General features: G+C 72.7%; 12 protein-coding genes. 6 read left to right on the forward strand and 6 right to left on the reverse strand.

What is annotated here, in order from left to right:
* Positions 1 to 538 (forward strand): TetR/AcrR family transcriptional regulator C-terminal domain-containing protein (locus HII36_RS12105; protein WP_173523225.1); only part of this gene is annotated, 538 nt, incomplete at its 5' end.
* A gap of 1 nt (position 539) precedes the next feature.
* Here the strand turns inward: HII36_RS12105 and HII36_RS12110 are convergent.
* Entirely contained in the window at positions 540 to 1,424 is an 885-nt protein-coding gene (locus HII36_RS12110; RefSeq protein WP_328807682.1) for a tryptophan 2,3-dioxygenase, read from the reverse strand.
* Between the two features lie 145 nt (positions 1,425 to 1,569).
* On the opposite strand from HII36_RS12110, the gene HII36_RS12115 reads away from it, so the two are divergent.
* Positions 1,570 to 2,004, forward strand: a complete 435-nt coding sequence (locus HII36_RS12115; RefSeq protein ID WP_173523226.1) for an Lrp/AsnC family transcriptional regulator — start codon at positions 1,570 to 1,572, stop codon at positions 2,002 to 2,004.
* An 18-nt stretch (positions 2,005 to 2,022) separates the two neighbouring features.
* Here the strand turns inward: HII36_RS12115 and HII36_RS12120 are convergent, their stop codons facing one another.
* The 5 genes from HII36_RS12120 to HII36_RS12140 are packed head-to-tail and all read right to left on the reverse strand — an operon-like array spanning position 2,023 to position 7,879.
* Positions 2,023 to 3,141 carry a 2-oxo acid dehydrogenase subunit E2 gene (locus HII36_RS12120; protein WP_173523227.1) on the reverse strand — a complete coding sequence of 373 codons (1,119 nt, stop codon included), beginning with the start codon at positions 3,139 to 3,141 and terminating at the stop codon, positions 2,023 to 2,025.
* Entirely contained in the window at positions 3,134 to 4,117 is a 984-nt protein-coding gene (locus HII36_RS12125) for an alpha-ketoacid dehydrogenase subunit beta (RefSeq protein ID WP_173523228.1), read from the reverse strand. Before HII36_RS12125 ends, HII36_RS12120 begins: the two co-directional genes overlap by 8 nt.
* Positions 4,114 to 5,013: a thiamine pyrophosphate-dependent dehydrogenase E1 component subunit alpha gene (locus HII36_RS12130; RefSeq protein ID WP_173523229.1), complete on the reverse strand. Its 900-nt coding sequence runs from the start codon at positions 5,011 to 5,013 to the stop codon at positions 4,114 to 4,116. The genes HII36_RS12125 and HII36_RS12130 overlap by 4 nt, the downstream gene beginning before the upstream one ends.
* A complete protein-coding gene (locus HII36_RS12135) occupies positions 5,010 to 6,443 on the reverse strand; it encodes a condensation domain-containing protein (protein ID WP_173523230.1) in 1,434 nt (477 codons plus the stop codon). Before HII36_RS12135 ends, HII36_RS12130 begins: the two co-directional genes overlap by 4 nt.
* On the reverse strand, positions 6,440 to 7,879 hold the full coding sequence (locus HII36_RS12140; RefSeq protein ID WP_328807683.1) for a class I adenylate-forming enzyme family protein: 1,440 nt from the start codon (positions 7,877 to 7,879) through the stop codon (positions 6,440 to 6,442). The genes HII36_RS12135 and HII36_RS12140 overlap by 4 nt, the downstream gene beginning before the upstream one ends.
* A gap of 300 nt (positions 7,880 to 8,179) precedes the next feature.
* Here HII36_RS12140 and HII36_RS12145 point away from each other — a divergent pair, with 300 nt between their 5' ends.
* From HII36_RS12145 to HII36_RS12160, 4 genes are read left to right on the forward strand one after another with little or no spacing between them, the layout of a single operon-like run.
* Positions 8,180 to 8,422, forward strand: coding sequence for a phosphopantetheine-binding protein (locus HII36_RS12145; protein ID WP_173523231.1), 243 nt, complete (start codon positions 8,180 to 8,182; stop codon positions 8,420 to 8,422).
* Entirely contained in the window at positions 8,419 to 13,659 is a 5,241-nt protein-coding gene (locus HII36_RS12150) for a non-ribosomal peptide synthetase/MFS transporter (RefSeq protein ID WP_173523232.1), read from the forward strand. Before HII36_RS12145 ends, HII36_RS12150 begins: the two co-directional genes overlap by 4 nt.
* Entirely contained in the window at positions 13,656 to 14,954 is a 1,299-nt protein-coding gene (locus HII36_RS12155; protein ID WP_173523233.1) for a condensation domain-containing protein, read from the forward strand. Before HII36_RS12150 ends, HII36_RS12155 begins: the two co-directional genes overlap by 4 nt.
* The gene (locus HII36_RS12160; protein ID WP_173523268.1) at positions 14,951 to 16,822 is read left to right on the forward strand and encodes a N,N-dimethylformamidase beta subunit family domain-containing protein; all 1,872 of its coding nucleotides are present in this window, start codon (positions 14,951 to 14,953) and stop codon (positions 16,820 to 16,822) included. Before HII36_RS12155 ends, HII36_RS12160 begins: the two co-directional genes overlap by 4 nt.
* The last annotated feature ends 36 nt before the right edge of the window (positions 16,823 to 16,858 follow it).

Here is a 16,858-nt window from a genome sequence, read left to right on the forward strand (position 1 = left end):
GGTGGGCGGGCAGGCGGAGCTCGTCCAGCGGATGGCCGACGCCGCGTTCGCCGAGATCGAGCTGCCGGAGCCGCCGCCTGGCTGGCGTTCGCACCTGCGCCAGGCAGCGGTGCTGCAGTGGCGGGCCTATCACCGCCATCCCTGGCTGGCCCGGCTGGTCTCGGTCACCCGTCCGGTCGTGTCGCCCGGCATGGTCAGGTACGCCGTGTGGACGATGCGCGCGCTCGACGGCCTGCCCATCGACGCCGACACCCGCATCCACGTGTACGCCGCGGTGGTCAACCACGTCCGGGGCACGGCGATGAACATCGAGGGGGAGATCGCCGCCGAGCAGGACACCGGCAAGACCAGCGGGCAGTGGCTGAGGTCGCGCCTGCCGGTGGACGGGCCGCTGGTGACGCGGGTGACGGATCCGGCCGTGCGCCTCGATCTGGAGTCGTTGTTCGCCTTCGGGCTCGAACGCCTCCTGGACGGCCTGACCCCGCTCCTGTCGCCCCGCCGCCAGGCCGGGGCCGCGAACCCCGAGCCGACGGCCTGACTCACATGTGGGTGCGGGCCGACCACAGCTCGGGGAAGACCACCCGCTGCATGCTGCGTTCCAGCCAGGCCAGGCCGTTGGAGCCGCCGCTGCCCGGCTTGGCGCCCATCGCCCGGCGTACCGCCGCGACGTGCTGCTGACGCCAGTCGCCGAACAGCTCGCTCACCTCGGTCAGCGCCTCGCCGAGCAGCCGCAGCAGGTTGCCCGGGCCGCTGTCGCGGTACGCCTCGACCCAGGCCCGCTCCACCGCCGGGTGCGGCGCGTGCTCGACGGCGACGTCGCGGTCCAGCAGCTCGCCGGGGATGTCCAGGCCGTGCCTGGCCAGCAGGGCGATGGCGTCGTCCCAGAGGCTCGGCGACTCGAAGGTGCGCAGCAGGTCGCGGTGGATCGTCCGCTGCCGTTTGAAGGGGCGCAGCAGGGCCGGGTTCTTCAGTCCGAGCAGGAACTCCACGTGCCGGTACATCGCCGACTGCAGCCCGGACGCCTCGCCGAGCGCGTCGCGGAAGCGGTTGAAGTCGGCCGGCGTCATCCAGCGCAGCCCGCGCCAGCTCGCGTTCAGCCCCTCCAGGTGCAGCGCGGTGCGGCGCAGCGGGGCCAGCGCGGCCCACACGTCGTCGGCGCGCAGCGCCTCCTGCGCGTGCCGCAGCTCGAAGGCGATGAGCTTGAAGTACAGCTCCATCACCTGGGTGATCATCAGGAACGACATCTCGCCCGCGTCGCGGCTCAGCGGCCGCTGCAGCCCGTGCAGCACGTCCGTGCGCACGTAGGCGTCGTAGGGCGTGCGGGTCTCGAAGTCCAGCGTCGGGAGGCCGCCCGTGGTCATGGCCCGCTCGGCCCGCTCCTCCGCCGTGCTCGGCCGCACTTCGCACAACTGTGTGACGTCCACGTGTCCATCCCTTCTCCTCGCCGCACCTCCATGATGGCTGCGCGGGACGCGAGGGAGGAATGCCGAACGAACGGCGAAACCGGGATATCGGCGTATTTTAGAGGCGAAATCCCGGCTAGGACTTAACGCACGAAAGGCCGCCAAGGTGGACGAGACGGACTGGGAACTGCTACGCGAACTCCAGGACAACGCCCGGCTCTCGCTCAAGGAGCTGTCACGCCGGATCCACCTGTCCCCGCCCGCCGTGGCCGAACGGGTACGCAAGCTGGAGGAGTCGGGCGTGATCACCGGCTACCACGCACAGGTCGACCCGATGCGGGCCGGCTGGCCGGTCGCCGCCTTCATCCGCATGTCCTGCTACGGCCCGCGCTGCGTGCTGCGCGACCCCGAGGTGGCCACCTGGCCCGAGATCCGCGAGATCCACCGGGTCACCGGCGAGGTGTGCAGCATTCTCAGGATCGTGGCGGTGTCCATGGTGGCCTTCGAGGACCTGATCGACCGGCTGGCCGGCTACGGGGCGCCGTCGAGCACGATGATCCTGTCGACCCCGCTGGCCGATCACCCGCTCACCGCTCCGTAGCCGGTCACGTGAAGGACGTCAGGCGCGCGACTCCAGCGCCGATTTGAGCGCGCCCAGGAACAGGGTGGCGTCCCTGCCGTTGATCAGCCGGTGGTCGTAGGCCAGCCCGATGTAGGCCCGCGTGCCGTCGTGCGGCGCGGTCACCGCGAGCGCGCACGCCGTGCCGGGGAACACCAGCGGCACGGCCAGCACCACGTCGCCCTCGGTGTGCAGGGTGATGACGAAGTTGGCCCCGGCCAGCTCCCGCGAGGTGAACTCGCCCTCGGCCGCCGACAGCCGGTGGCGCATGAGCGTGCTCGCGATGTCCTTGAGCGTGCGGGCGCCCGCGTCGTGCAGCACCGGGACGAACAGGCCCGCGCCCAGGTCCAGGGTGACGCCGAGGTCCGGGGTGGGGGCGAGCACGGCGTGGTCGCCGTCGATGGCGGCGAAGAACAGCGGGAAGTCGCCGTGCAGGCCCGCCACCGCCTCGACGAACACCTCGGCCAGCCCCACCGGACGCCGGATCAGCGCGGTCTGCTCCTCCGCGTAACGCAGCGCGGGCCCGAGGTCCATGTGGACGACGGTGTAGGCGGCCGGGATGGTCTGGCGCGACAGCTCGACCGCCCGGGCCACGCCGCGCTGGACCTTGGACAGCGGCTGCCTGTTCGTCCCGCTGACCAGGCGTTCGACGTCGGAGCGGCGTACGACGGGCACGCCGAGCGCCTTGACCCGATCGAGGGGGATGCCCAGCTCGTCGATGAGCGCCTGCGCCGGCGCGGTGATCAGGGGGCCGGCCCCGACCCCCGAGGCGGGGCCGGCGTCCAGGTCGGGACCGGCACTCGAGTCGATGCCGGTGCCCGAGGCGGGAGCGGCACCCGATCCGGTACCGGTTCCCGTGGCGGGAGCGGGCTCCTGTGCGGCTGATCCCGGCGCGGTCACGGTGGCGATGACCTGGTCGGGTTTGCACCAGTCGCCGGCCGCGACCGCGTACCGCAGCACGCCGGTGGCGTCCGCGGGCAGTTCCTCGGTCGCCTTCGACGTCTCCACCAGCACCACGGCATCGTCCTCGTGCACCTGCGCCCCGTCCGGGACCAGCCATTCCACCAGCAGGTACTCGGCGTCGTTGTTGTTCAGCTTGGGCACGCGCAGCTCAGCCACGGAGGGTCTCCCTGATCACCCGATGAATCGTGGTCTCGTTCACCAGCACCTCACGCTCCAGGTGCCCGGCCGTGGGGATGACGGACGGCTCGGAGTGGATCAGCGTCACCGGCCGGGCCAGCCGCTCCCAGTGGTTCTGGTGCAGCCGGTGCGCGACCTCCGCGCCCCAGGTCCCGCCCGCCGTGCTCTCCTCCGCCACGAAGACGTGCGGCGGCACCTCGCCACCGGACACCCCGAGGAACGGGTCGTCGAACGGGTACAGCCGGGACGGCACCAGCAGCGTGCAGACGATCTCCTCCTCCAGCAGGAGCGAGCGCATCGCCGCCAGCACCCGGTGCGCCATCCCGCCCGGCGCGATCACCACGCAGTCGGGACGCGCGTCCAGCGACACCCGCGCCACGCCGCCGGTCACCTCCACCGTGAACGGCTCGGGCACCGCGTACATGGGCCTGGTGTACAGGACCTTGTCCTCGAACAGCACGGACGGCTCCGCGCGGGCGAAGATCTCCATCAGCACTTCGGTGTTGTCGTGGAACGGCGACACCTCGTGCACCGACAGCCCGGGCACGCCCACGAAGTGCTTCTGCAGGCTCTGGCTGTGCGTGGGCCCGTAGCCGCGCCCGCCGCCGGTGGGGCAGCGCACCAGCACCGGCATCGGCACCGGCGTGCCGTACATGGTGCCGGACTTGGCGATGAAGTTCACCAGCGGGTCGAAGGCCAGCGTGACGAAGTCGGCGAACATGATCTCCACGATCGCCCGGTCGCCGGACAGCGCCAGCCCGGCCGCGATGCCGGTGATGGCGTTCTCGCTGATCGGCGTGGACAGGACGCGGTCGGGGAAGCGGGTGGACAGCCCCCGGGTGATCTTGAACGCGCCGCCGTAGGGGTCGGTCACGTCCTCGCCCAGCAGGTACAGCCGGGGGTCCGCGGCGAACAGGGAGTGCAGGGCCGCGTTCAGGTTCTCCGCGACTCTCATGCCGGTTCCCTGGCGATCACCTCGGCGGCCACGGACTCCACCAGCGCCCTGGCCCTGACCTGCAGCCGGTCGAACCTGGCCGGGTCGGCCGCGCGGCACCGCTCGGCCCAGTCCCGCTCGCGGGCCAGGCGCAGCGCCGCCTCCGAGCGGGTGTCGTCGCCCTTGCTGTGCGGGCCGAGCCGCCTGGTCATGAACTCCACCACCAGCGGCGAGCCGCCGCGCACCCCGGCGACCGGGCCGTCGAGCAGGTCGCGGATCTCGGGCACGTCGTCGCCGTCCACGAGGACGTGCCCGATCCCGAACGCCGCCGCCCGCCCGGCGATGCTGCCCGCCAGGTGCGCGGTCGTGGGCGTGGACTGGGCGATGCCGTTGTTCTCCACGACCACGAGCAGCGGCAGCCGCCACAGCGCGGCGATGTTCAGCGCCTCGTACACCGCGCCTTCGCCGAAGGTGCCGTCACCGATGTACACGCAGGCCAGGCGGCCGGGTTCGGCGCGCTTGAGATGCAGCGCGACCCCGGCGGCGACCGGCAGGCTCTCGCCCTGGACCCCGGTGGACAGGTAGCGGTCCCTGCGGATGTGCTGGCTGCCGCCCACGCCGCCGCACACCGCGCCGCGCCTGCCCATGATCTCGGCGAGCAGCCCGTCGAGGTCGTGGAAGCGGGCCAGGTAGTGTCCGTGGCCGCGATGGTTGCTGAAGACGTGGTCGGCCGGGTCGAGCAGCCCCTCGATCGCCACCGGCACGTACTCCTGGCCCAGGCAGGTGTGCGTGGTGCCGTGCAGCAGGCCCTTGCCGTACAGGTCGAGGAGGGTGTGCTCGAAGGCGCGGATGGTGAGCATCCAGAGCAGGTCCTCTTCGCCGAGTCTGGCGCCCGGACGTTCGAGCAGCTCGGTCATCGCCTGATCACCCCGAGCACGCCGGCGATGGTGGGGTTGTCGAAGAAGTCGTCCAGGTCGATCTCCACGCCCAGGCGCTTGCGCATGCGGGCGATGATCTGGGTGATGGTCAGCGAGTGTCCGCCCAGGTCGAAGATGTCGTCGTGGGCCTCGATCGGCGCCAGTTGCAGGACCTCTTCCCAGATGGCGCGGATGTCGGCGAGCAGCGGGTCGTCGTCCGCGGCGACGTCCTGAGCCGGGGCGGCGACGTCCGCGTTCGCCGTCTCGGCCGGTGCGTCGAGCGCGCGGGTCAGCTCGCCCAGCGGCCGGTCGGGCGCGGCGGCGACGGCGGCCAGCAGGGCGGTCAGGTCCTGGGCGAAACGCGCCGGATCGGGCAGCTCGTCGCCGTGACGCAGGCTGGCCCGCAGCCCACCGGGGCCGTCGAGGAGCTGGAGCTGCAGCGCGCCGCGCACCGCGTGGTTGAACGCCAGCAGGTCGGCGTCCGGGCTCTCCTCGCCGCCGCGCCGGTAGCTGATCGACACCGGCGCGAGCGCGGCGTGCGGCCTGATCCCGGGGACGGCGCGCGCCAGCGGCACCTCGCGGTGCGCGTACAACCGCCTGAGCTCGGTACGCAGCCGCGCGGCGAACCCGCTGAACGGCTCGCCCGGGTCGGGCGTGGAGAAGACGGGCAGCTCGTTGACGAACGCCCCCACCCGCCCGTTCTCCTCGGGCGTGCGGGTCGACAGGTCGAGCGCGGTGACCGCCTCGGCGTTGCCGTAGCCGCGCAGCAGCGCGTGCACCGCGGCGATCAGCACCTCGAACGTGGTGAGCCCGGGCAGCTCGGGCGCCCGCAGCCCGAACTCGTGCACCCGGCCGGCGCCCGCCCGGCGCGAGCGCAGCGTGCCGCCGGGCACGACGGTGCCGCCGGGCTCGTGCCAGCGGGCCGCCCAGAACCGCCTGGCCTCCTCGGCCGCCAGGCTCACGCGTTCGCGCTGGGCGGCGGCGTGGTCCAGCGGCGGCAGCGGCTCCAGCGGCCGCCCGTCGAGCACCGCGGCCAGGTCGGCGAGCAGCACGTCCTTGGAGTGGCCGTCGAAGACCAGGTGGTGTGCCACGATCAGCAGGGTGCGGCCGTCGAACGCGAACCGGATCAGCGGGCCACGCTCCAGGTCGAAGGGCCGCACGGTCTCCTCGCGCACCCAGTCGCCGTCGCCCGTCACCGGTTCCAGCTCGGGGCTGCGGCCGGCGGGCACCAGGTGGAGCACGCCCTCGCGGTCCTGGAGCGCGCGGGACAGCAGCGGGTGCCGCTCGACGACGGTGGCCACCGCCTTGGCCAGGTCGTCACCGGCGGGCGCCGGGTCGAAACGGATCACGATCGGCATGTGGTACGCCGAGCCGCTGCCCAGTTGCTCGTTGATCCAAATCCCGTGTTGTGTGTAGGAGACCTCGGTCATGAGACAGCCTCTCGCAGTGCGCTTTTGTCGACCTTGCCGCCGAGATTGCGGGGCAGGGCGTCGAGGGTGACGAGCCTGACGGGAAGTTCGTAGGGCGCCAGCCGGTCCTTCAGGAACATCCGCAGTTCCTCGTGCGCGACCGGGCCCACGACCGCCACGTTGACCGCGGTGCCGAGCGTCGGGTGCGGCATGCCGAAGGCGGCGGCCTCCACCACGCCCGGGCAGGCGTAGACGGCTTCCTCCACCCGCAGCGTGGACACCTTGTGCGCACCGGACTTCAGCACGTCGCTCTCCCTGTCGACCAGGTAGAGGTAGCCCTCGTCGTCCAGGCGGCCGAGGTCGCCCATGCGCACCCAGCCGTCGCGGAAGACCTGCCGGGTGGCGTCCGGGTCGCCGTAGTAGGCGCGGGTGGCGGCCGGTGAGCGCATCCACACCTCGCCGCTCTCGCCTGGCGGCAGCGGGCGGCCGTCCGCGGTCGCGATCCTGACCGCGCCGCCCGAGGCGGGACGGCCGACGCTGGTGGGCCGGTCGGGGTCGTAGAGCATGACGGTCTGGGCCGGCGCGGCCTCGGTGGAGGTGTAGTAGTTGGCGATGGTCGCGTTCGGGAAGACATCCGACAGGTCGGCGGCGATCCTGGCGGGCAGCGGCGCGGCGGCCGAGCCGAGCAGCAGCACGCTGGACAGGTCGTGGCGTTCGTGGACCCGCGCGGCGAGCAGCTCGACGGCCATCGCGGGCACCAGGAAGACCGTGCCCGCCCGGTAGCGCTCGATGAGCGCGGCGAAGCGCGCCGGGGTGAAGCGCGGCGGCGCGACCAGCGCCGGCCTGGCGTCCAGCGCGTTGATCAGCATGACCTGCCCGGCGTTGGTGCCGATCGGGAAGGCGTGGGCCAGGTGCCGCGAGTGTGCGAACGGCCGCCGCTTGCCGCCGCAGCCGTGGGCCAGGTTGGCGTGCGTGGCCGCGACGCCCTTGGGCCGGCCGGTGGTGCCCGAGGTGTAGAGGATCTGGGCGAGTTCGGCGGGCGCGCACGCCGGATCATGGGAGGTATCGCCGTCCAGGTCGCTCAGGGCGGCCGTCGGGACCGGGACCTCGGGGGCGGTGGCGCCGTCGGCGTGGATCACCGCGACCGCGCCGCAGTGCTCCAGCTTGCCGCGCAGGTCAGCGGCGGGGAGCCCGTCGGACAGCGGGACGGCCACCGCGCCGGCGGCCAGCACGCCGCAGAACGCCGCGGCGTATCCGGGCCAGTCGCCGGTGCCGAACACCAGGCCGACCCGGTCTCCCCGGCCGATGCCCTGGTCGGCCAGCGCGTTCGCCACCCTGTTCGACTCCGAGAGCCAGCGGGAGAACGTCAGCGGCTCGCCTCCTGGCGCCTCGATCGCGACCTCGGACGGCTCGATCGCGGCCCGGGCGGCGAGGAGGTGCGGGAGGGTTGATCGCACGATCGGAGCCCCCAAATAGATCCGATGTATTTACAGAAGTCGTCAACCCTTTGTCAGGGTCTAACAGTAAAGATTGTTAACTGTTTCCGACTTGCGCAAGTCTTACATGATCACCAGGGTCTCGCAACCCCTGCCGTACCGGCACTTGCGTCCCATGACAAGGAGATGTAAGACTGTCGGCCCACCCTAATTGAAAAGATTCTTTCCAGTAAGGTTCTCGTTTCCCTTTTGGGCGAGTTAGCCGGTTGATGCCCATTTTCCGGGCGATACATCCAATGTCTTGTGTCCTGGAGGTATGCCATGACCGAGCAGGCCAGGCACCGGCTCGCCGAGCTGGTCGCCATCGCCTCCGATGGCGCGGTGACGGCCGACGAGGTATTGGGCGCGAACGTGCCGCTGTCCGCTCTGGGGGTGACCTCCATCGCCCAGATGCGACTCATCGACGCGGTGGAGATCGAGTACGACGTGCTGATCGACCTCACCGGGGATGACGCGGCCCTGCTGGACGACCTGGACAAGCTCGCCGAGTACGTCACCCGATGACTGCTGAGCACGCGGTCGCGGGCCGTACCCGCGCTCTGTCGTCCGGGCAGGAGCGGCTGTGGTTCCTGAACCAGCTCGACCCGGGCAACTCCTCGTACAACATGTTCGTCACCGAGCGCCTGCGCGGGCCGCTCGACGCCGACGCGCTCGAAAGCGCGCTCATCGCGGTCGCGGCCAGGCACGAGGTGCTGCGCACCCGCTACACCAACGAGGACGGCACGCCCGCCGCGATCGTCGACCCGCGCCCGCGCGTCACCCTCACCAGGATCGACGTGGCCGGCGCCGACCCGGAGGAACATGCCGCCCGCCTGGTGACCGAGTGGACCGGGCGGCCGTTCGACCTGGTGGAGGACCAGCCGCTGCGGGCCTGCCTGATCAAGCTCGGCCCGCGCGACCACGTGCTCGTCGTGGTGCTGCACCACATCGCCGCCGACGGCTGGTCGCTGGGCATCCTGCTGCGCGAGCTCACGCACCACTACAACGGCCGCGCCGACTCCACCCCGCTCGCCCTCCAGTACGCCGACTACGCGCGCGGGCAGCGCGAGGAGGACGTCCCGCCGCCCGCCGACCTGGTCAGCGGGCTCAGGGGCGCGCCGGCCCTGGAACTGCCCACCGACCGGCCGCGCCCGCTGGTCAGGACCACGGCCGGCGACCGCGTGGTCACCACGCTCTCCCCCGAGCTCAGCGAACGCGTCGGCCTGCTGGCCAGGCGGGAACGTTGCACGCTGTTCATGACCCTGCTGGCCGCCTTCCAGGCCCAGCTGTCGCACTACACCGGCCAGCAGGACGTCTGCGTCGGCACCCCGGTCTCCACCAGGACCACCGAGGACCTGGAACCACTGATCGGGTTCTTTCTCAACACGCTGGTCGTGCGGACCGACCTGTCGGGCGACCCCACGTTCCGCGAGCTCATGCAGCGGGTGCGGGCCACCGCGATGAAGTCGTTCATGGCCGCGGACGTGCCCTTCGACCGGCTGGTCGAGGCCCTCGACCTGCGCCGCGACCTGAGCCGCACGCCGCTGTTCCAGGCCGAGTTCGTGATGGGCACGCAGACGGCCGGCGCGCTCGCGCTCGACGGCGTGACCGCCGAGCCCTACGACCCCGGCACCGCGTGCGCCAAGTTCGACCTGGCGCTGGAGGCCGTGCCCGGCGCCGGCGGGCTGCGGCTCATCCTCGTCTACAGCAGCGACCTGTTCGACCGCGCCACCGCCGAGCGCTTCTGCGGCCACTTCGCCAACGTGCTGCGCCAGGTGGCCGGCGACCCCGACGTCCGGCTCTCCGAGCTGGAGCTCCTCGGCCCCGGAGAGCACGCCCTGCTGGAGTCGTGGAGCCGGGCCGAGCCGGTGCCGCCCCTGGCGCACACGCTGCACGAGATGGTGGCCGAGACCGCCGCCGCGCGCCCGTCGGAACCCGCCGTGGTCCAGGGCGATCGCACGCTCACCTACGCCGAGCTCGACGGCCGGGCCAACCGGCTGGCCGCGCGGCTCAAGGACGCCGGCGTGAACCGGCAGGACCGGGTGGCCATCTGCCTGGAGCAGTCTCCCGACCTGGCCGTGGCCGTGCTCGGCGTGCTCAAGGCGGGCGCAGCCTACGTGCCCGTCGATCCCGAGCAGCCCGCGGACCGGCTGGCGTACCTGCTGGCCGACTCTGGCGCGGTGGCGCTGGTGTCGGACTCGCGCATCGGCGGCTTCCAGGGCCCGCTCATCGGCGTCCCGCAGGAGAGCGCCGGGCCGATCGGCCCGCTGGCCGGGCTGAACGACCTGGCGTACGTGATCTACACCTCCGGGTCGACCGGCCGGCCCAAGGGCGTGGCCGTCCAGCACCGGCAGGTGCTCAACTACCTGTCCGACGTGCGCGAACGCTTCCGGGTCGTGGACGGCGCCAGGTTCGGGCTGCTGCAGTCGCTGTCGTTCGACTTCGGGATCACGGTCTTCTACCTGGCCCTCATGACCGGCGGCACGCTGGAGCTGTACCCGTCGCGGATCTCCGGGGCCGAGTTCGCCGACCACGGGCTGGACTATCTCAAGATGACCCCGTCCCACTTCGGCGCGCTGGCCGCCGAGGTCGGACCGGAGCGGCTGCTGCCCCGCCGTACGATGATCTTCGGCGGCGAGGGGTCGAGCTGGCAGCAGACCAGGGAACTGGCCGCGCTGGGCCGGTGCGAGGTCGTCAACCACTACGGGCCGACCGAGACCACGGTCGGCGTCACCACCTACACCGTCGGCCCGGACGACGAGATCCGCGGCCCGGTCACGCCGATCGGCCGCCCGCTCGGCCACGCCCGCGTGTACGTGCTCGACGCCGCCCTGCGCCCGGTGCCCATCGGCGTGCCCGGCGAGCTGTGCGTGGGCGGCGACCGGCTGGCCCGCGAATACCTCGGCCGGCCGGACCTGACGGCGGAGAAGTTCGTCACCGTCCGAGGCGAACGTCTCTACCGCACCGGCGACCTGGCCCGCTGGCTGCCCACCGGCGACCTGGAGTTCCTCGGCCGCCGCGACCTGCAGGTGAAGATCCGCGGTTACCGGGTGGAGCTGGGCGAGATCGACGAGGCGCTGCGCAAGCTGCCCGGCGTGGCGCACGCGGTGGCCGACGCCCGTGGCGAACCGGGCGCGCTGGAGCTGGTCGCCTACCTGGTGGCCGAGGGCGGGCCGATCCCGGTCGGCGAGCTGCGCCGCGAGCTGGGGACCGCGCTGCCCGAGTACATGGTGCCGACCCGGTACGTCTGGCTGGACCGGCTGCCGCTGAAGTCGCACGGCAAGGTCGACCGGGCCGCGCTGCCCGAGCCGGAGGCCGCGCGGCCGGAACAGGGCGTGGCCTACGAGCCGCCGTCCGGTCCGGTGGAGGAGGTGATCGCGGCGGCCGTGGCCGAGGTGCTCGGGCTGCCGCGGGTCGGCGCGCTCGACGACTTCTTCGACCTGGGCGGGCACTCACTGCTGGCCACCCGCGTCATCGCCAGGCTGCGCCGCGACCTGCCCGAGGAGTGCGCGCCGGTCAGCGTGATGGACCTGTTCCAGCACCCCACCCCGCGCGCGCTGGCCGCCGTCGCCGGTGACCCGAGGGCGGAGCGCGGGCTTTTGTACCTGCTCACGCCGCCCGGGCACGCCACGCGCACGCTCGTCTGCGTCCCGTACGGCGGCGGCAGCGCGGTGGTCTACCAGCCGCTGGCCGACGCGCTGCCGGACGGCACGGCGCTGTACTCGGTCGCCGTGCCCGGACACGACCTGGGCCTGGCCGAGGAGCCGCGGCCGCTGGCGCAGGTGGCGGCCGAATGCGCGGCCGAGATCATGGAGAAGGTGGGCGGGCCGCTCTCGCTGTACGGGCACTGCGGCGTCGGCGGCGCGCTGACCGTGGCGATCGCCCGGCTGCTCGAAGCGGCCGGCCGCGAGGTCGAGACCGTGTACCTGGGCGGGATCTTCCCGTTCGCCAAGCCGACGCGCGGCCTGCTCGGCCTGTGGGCCAGGCTCACCGGCAGCGACAGGTGGCGCAGCGACCGCGGCCAGCTCAACTGGCTCACCTCGATGGGCGCCGACCTGGGCGACCTGGACGAGGAGCAGCGGGCGTTCATCGTGCGCAACATGCGGCACGACGCGCGGCAGGCCGAGGAGTATTTCACCGGGCTGCTGGAGTCGGGGGCCGCGCCGCTGCGCGCGCCGATCGTGTCGATCGTCGGCGAGCAGGACCCGACCACGGAGTACTACGAGGAACGCTACCGCGAGTGGCACTTCATGACCGGCCGCACGGCGCTGGCCGTGATCAAGGAGGCCGGCCACTACTTCCTGAAATATCGGGCGGACGAGCTGGCCGCGATCCTGTCACGCGACCCGCTCACCCCCGGCGACAGCGGCCCCGGCTGGCACGTCGAGGCCGCCACCGACCAGGCCGCACGGCCCGCCGCGGAACCCGCGGCGGGGACCGAGCCGAGCGTGCGCAGGTTCCTGGCCGTGGCGCTCGGCCAGATGGTGACGATCACCGGCGCCACCATCACCGAGTTCGCCATCCCCATCTGGATCTACCTCAGCACCGGCAAGCTGGCCCAGATGGCGCTGATGACCGTGCTGGCCGTGATCCCGGGCGTGCTGGCCGCGCCGCTGGTCGGCGCGATCGTCGACCGGTCGAGCAAGCGCGCGGTGATGCTCGCCGCCAGCCTGGCCGGGCTGGCCATCCAGTCGACGATGGCGATCCTGCTGTTCACCGGCGGGCTCGACACGTGGACCCTGTACCCGCTGCTCACGCTGCTGTCGGTGGCGCTGGCCTTCCAGCGGGTGGCGTACTCGGCGGCGATCCCGCAACTCGTGCCCAAGCGCTACCTCGGGCACGCCAACGGCGTGGCGCAGATGACCGCGGGCGTGGCCCAGTTCGTCGCGCCGCTGGTGGCGGTCGGGCTGATGTCGATGATCGGCCTGGGCGGCATCCTGATCGCCGACATGATCGGGTACCTGGTGGCCGCGACCGTGCTGGTGCTGGTGCCCTTCCCGGCCACGCTCGCCCACCGGCGCAGGGAGACGGTCGCCGCCGAGATCAAGGCGGGCTTCCGGCTGTCGATCGGCAACCGGGACTTCCGGGCGATGGTGACGTTCTTCGCGCTGCTGGCGGTCGTGCTCTCCCCCGTCTTCATGCTCTACTCGCCGCTCGTGCTGTCCTTCGCCGGGCTGTCCGAGGTGGGCGTGGTGGCGCTGTGCGGCGGCGCGGGCGCGGCGGCCGGCGGCCTGTGGATGAGCCTGTGGGGCGGCCCGCGGCGCAAGCGCATGATCGGCATGCTGCTGCTCACCCTGGTGATCGCGGTGTCCTGCGTGATCGTCGGGCTGACCAGGTCGCTGGTGCTGATCGGCATCGGCGCGTTCGGCGTGTCGCTCGGGCTGGCCCTGGTCAACGGCGTGTACGCGACCATCGTCCAGGTGAAGGTGCCGCAGCGTTACCACGGCCGGGTGTTCGCGCTGAACCAGATGGTGGCCTGGTCCACGATCCCGCTCGGCGTGGGCGTGCTGACGCCGCTCGCGGAACGTGCGCTCGAGCCGCTCATGCTGCCCGGCGGCGCGCTGGCGGACACGGTCGGCGTGGTGCTCGGCACCGGGCCGGGCCGCGGCGTCGCGCTGATCTACGTGATCTTCGGGCTGTTCATCGCGCTGCTGGTCGCCGGGGCGCTGCGGACCAGGGTGTTGTCCCGGTTCGACGACGACGTTCCCGACGCGACCCCCGACGACCTCGTCGGGGTGGCCAGGCTCAAGGAGGGCAGTTGACCGTTTTCGCGGAGTTCCGCGCCGCCGACGCCGGTACCGGCCCGCTGACCTGGGGGCAGCGGGCCATCTGGCAGACCATCGAGCGGACCGCGCCGGACGACCACTACTTCAACTTCGGCAACGTCCTGCCGGTGCCCAAGGGCGCCGGGGCGATGCGTCCCGGCCGGGTGATGGAGCTGGTGGCCGCGCTGGTGGAGCGGCACGCGTCGCTGCGTACCCGGCTGGGCCTGGGCACGGGCGAGCCGTGGCAGCGGCTGGAGCAGAACGGCCGGCTGGCGGCCACGGTCGTGGCGGCGGCGCCTGGCCAGGGCGCGGCGGTGGCCGAGCGGCTGCGCGACGAGCTGGCGGCGACCGTCTTCGACTACGAGAAGGAGTGGCCGCTCCGGGTCGGCCTGGTCACCGGGGACGACCCTGCCTCTGGTGCGGTCACGCACGTCGTGCTGGTCTTCTGCCATCTGGCCGCCGACGGCCACGGCGCCGAGATCGCCCTGCGCGACCTGCGCATGTCGCTCCTGCGCGGCGCCCTCACCGGACCGCCCGCGCCCAGGCCGCTGGAGCTGGCCGAATGGCAGCGCGGCACCGAGGGCCGGACGGTCGCCGCGAACGCGGCCGCCTACTGGAACGCCTGCGCCAGGACGGAGATGTTCGCCGACCGCGCGAACGAGCCGGACGGGCCGCCGATCTGGCGGGCCGAGCTCGCCTCCACCGCCGTCGACCTCGCGGTCAGGACCCTGGCCGCGCGCCACGCCACCGGGACGTCGTCCGTGCTGCTGGCCGCCGTGGCCACGATGACCGGCCGGTTCACCGGGCGCGGCGAATGCGTCCTGCTGCCCATCGTGAACAACCGGTTCAGGGCCGACACGGCCAGGATCGTCAGCACGCTGTCGCAGGAAGGGCTGTTCAGGCTCGACGTGGCCGGGCCCTTCGAGCAGGTGCTGCGCGCGTCCGGGGCGGCCGCGCTGCGTTCCTACCGCTCCGCCTACCACGACCCTGCCGACCGCGTCGCCGGCGACTGGGTGCAGCCGTGGTGCTGCTACAACGACATGCGCTTCGCCGATCCCGGGCCGTCGGCGCACGAGGCGCGGCAGGTGCGCGACGCGCTCGCGGACACCCGGCTGACCTGGCCGCTCTCGCAGGACAAGCTGAACTGCCGGTTCTGCCTGCACGTGTCGGCGGCCGAGCCCGGGCTGCGGATCTCGCTGACCGCAGACACCGCCTACCTGGCGCGGCAGGACATGGAACGTTACCTGCTCGAACTGGAGGCCCTGCTCGTGGACGCGGCGTGCCAGGCATGAACGTCACCGCCTACGCCCACGCCACCTCGTGCCCGCAGGGCGACCCGCTGCGCTTCACCGTCTCCGGCGGCCCGGCCGAGGTCGAGGTGATCGACGCCACCGACGGCAGGACGGTCTTCCAGGGGACGGCCGAAGGCCCCGAGTGGGTGCTCGACGTCCCCGCCGACTGGCCGAGCTCGCTCTACCGGGCCAGGTTCGGGGCGGAACGTCCCTGGCCGCCCAAGTCGTTCCCGGGCGCCGGTCCCGGGCCGGACAACGAGGTCTACTTCGTCGTACGCGAGGTGGAGCCGCGGGCCCCGATCCTGGTCAGCGTGCCGTTCACGACCTGGCAGGCGTACAACAGGGCGGGCGAGCGCGACCAGAGCGTCTACTGGACGGAATCTCCCGACCGGGCCTCCCGTGTCACCTTCGACCGTCCAGGCGGCGGCCCGCCTCCCGAGCGCTGGGAGGAAGGGCTGACGCGCTGGCTGCGGCCGGCCGGCTACGACGTGGCCTACTGCTCCAACCTGGACCTGCACGACGGGCTCGGCCTGCTCACCCGGCACCGGCTGCTGGTGGTCAACGGCCACGACGAGTACTGGTCGGCCGGGATGCGCGACGCCGTCGAGGAGTTCGTGCGGCGCGGCGGGAACGTGGCCTTCTTCTCCGGCAACACCGCCTGGTGGCAGATCCGGCTGGAGGACGGCGGCCGCACCATGGTCTGCTACCGCGACTCCCTGTCCGACCCGGTCGCCGACCCGAACCTGACGACCGTGGAATGGGTCGCGGCGGGACGCCCGGAGAATTCCCTGACCGGCACCAGCTTCCGGGCCGGGGCGGGCGCCTGGGGCGAGCACATGCCCAAGATGTTGCGCGAGTCGTACACGGTCAGGTTCGCCGGGCACTGGGTCTTCGAGGGGACCGGGCTGACCGACGGCGACAAGTTCGGCCAGGGCTGCCTGGGCTACGAGACGGACGCGGCCGAGTTCCGTGAGGTGCTCGGCGTACCCAGGGTGACCTGCGGGGACGGCACGCCGCCCGAGTTCGTGGTGCTGGCCACCGCGGACCTGAGGCACTGGAGCGCCTACGGCCAGGGCGGCTTCGCCACCATGGGCGTCTTCCCCAGCGGCCAGGGCACGGTGTTCACCGCCGCCACCGTGAACTGGGGCGACACGCTGCACGACCCGGTCGTGGAACGTGTCACGCGCAACGTGCTTGACCGGCTGTCGGCTCCCCCGCGTCCGGTGTGGGAGGTCATCGGGCCGGTCGCGGACGTGCGGGCGCTGGCCGTGATGGGCCGCACCCTGTACGCGGTGGACTCCGGCGGGCGGCTGCTGCACCGCGAACTGTGCGGCCAGAACCTGACCTGGCAACCCGCCACTGACCCCGTGCCCAGTGGGCACGGCGGACCTGGGGGGAACGCCGGGGAGGTGTGCGGGCTTGCCGTGCCGCGTGAGGCCGCGAACGGCGTGCCCGTGGCGCTGCACGGCGTGACCTCCGACGGCCGGCTGTGCCGCTTCGACCGGGGAACCTGGCGTGAGGCGGGCGAGGCGCCCGAAGGCGCGGTCGGGCTGGCCGTGGCCGACTGCACGTTCTACGTGGCCACCGGCTCGGGCGAGCTGTGGCGGCAGGTGTTCGGCGCGTCCGGCTGGGAACGCGCCGGCGACAGCGCCGGTGCGGTGAGCCTGACCGCGATGAACGGCCGCCTGTTCGCCCTCGACGCGGCCGGCCGCGTGCACACCCGCCTCCCGACGACGGACTGGACGGACCTGGCCGACTTGACGGATCACGACCAGGCCCCCGGCACCGTGCTCACGGCCGGTGCCGGCCTGCTCCTCACCGCCGGGCCCGGCGAACCCCTGCGCTGGTACCGACCGCGAGCGCGGTGAGGCGGCCGGCCGTTCGCCGCCCCGCGAACGGCCGGC

Source organism: Nonomuraea antri (assembly GCF_013283785.1).
GTDB lineage: Bacteria > Actinomycetota > Actinomycetes > Streptosporangiales > Streptosporangiaceae > Nonomuraea > Nonomuraea antri.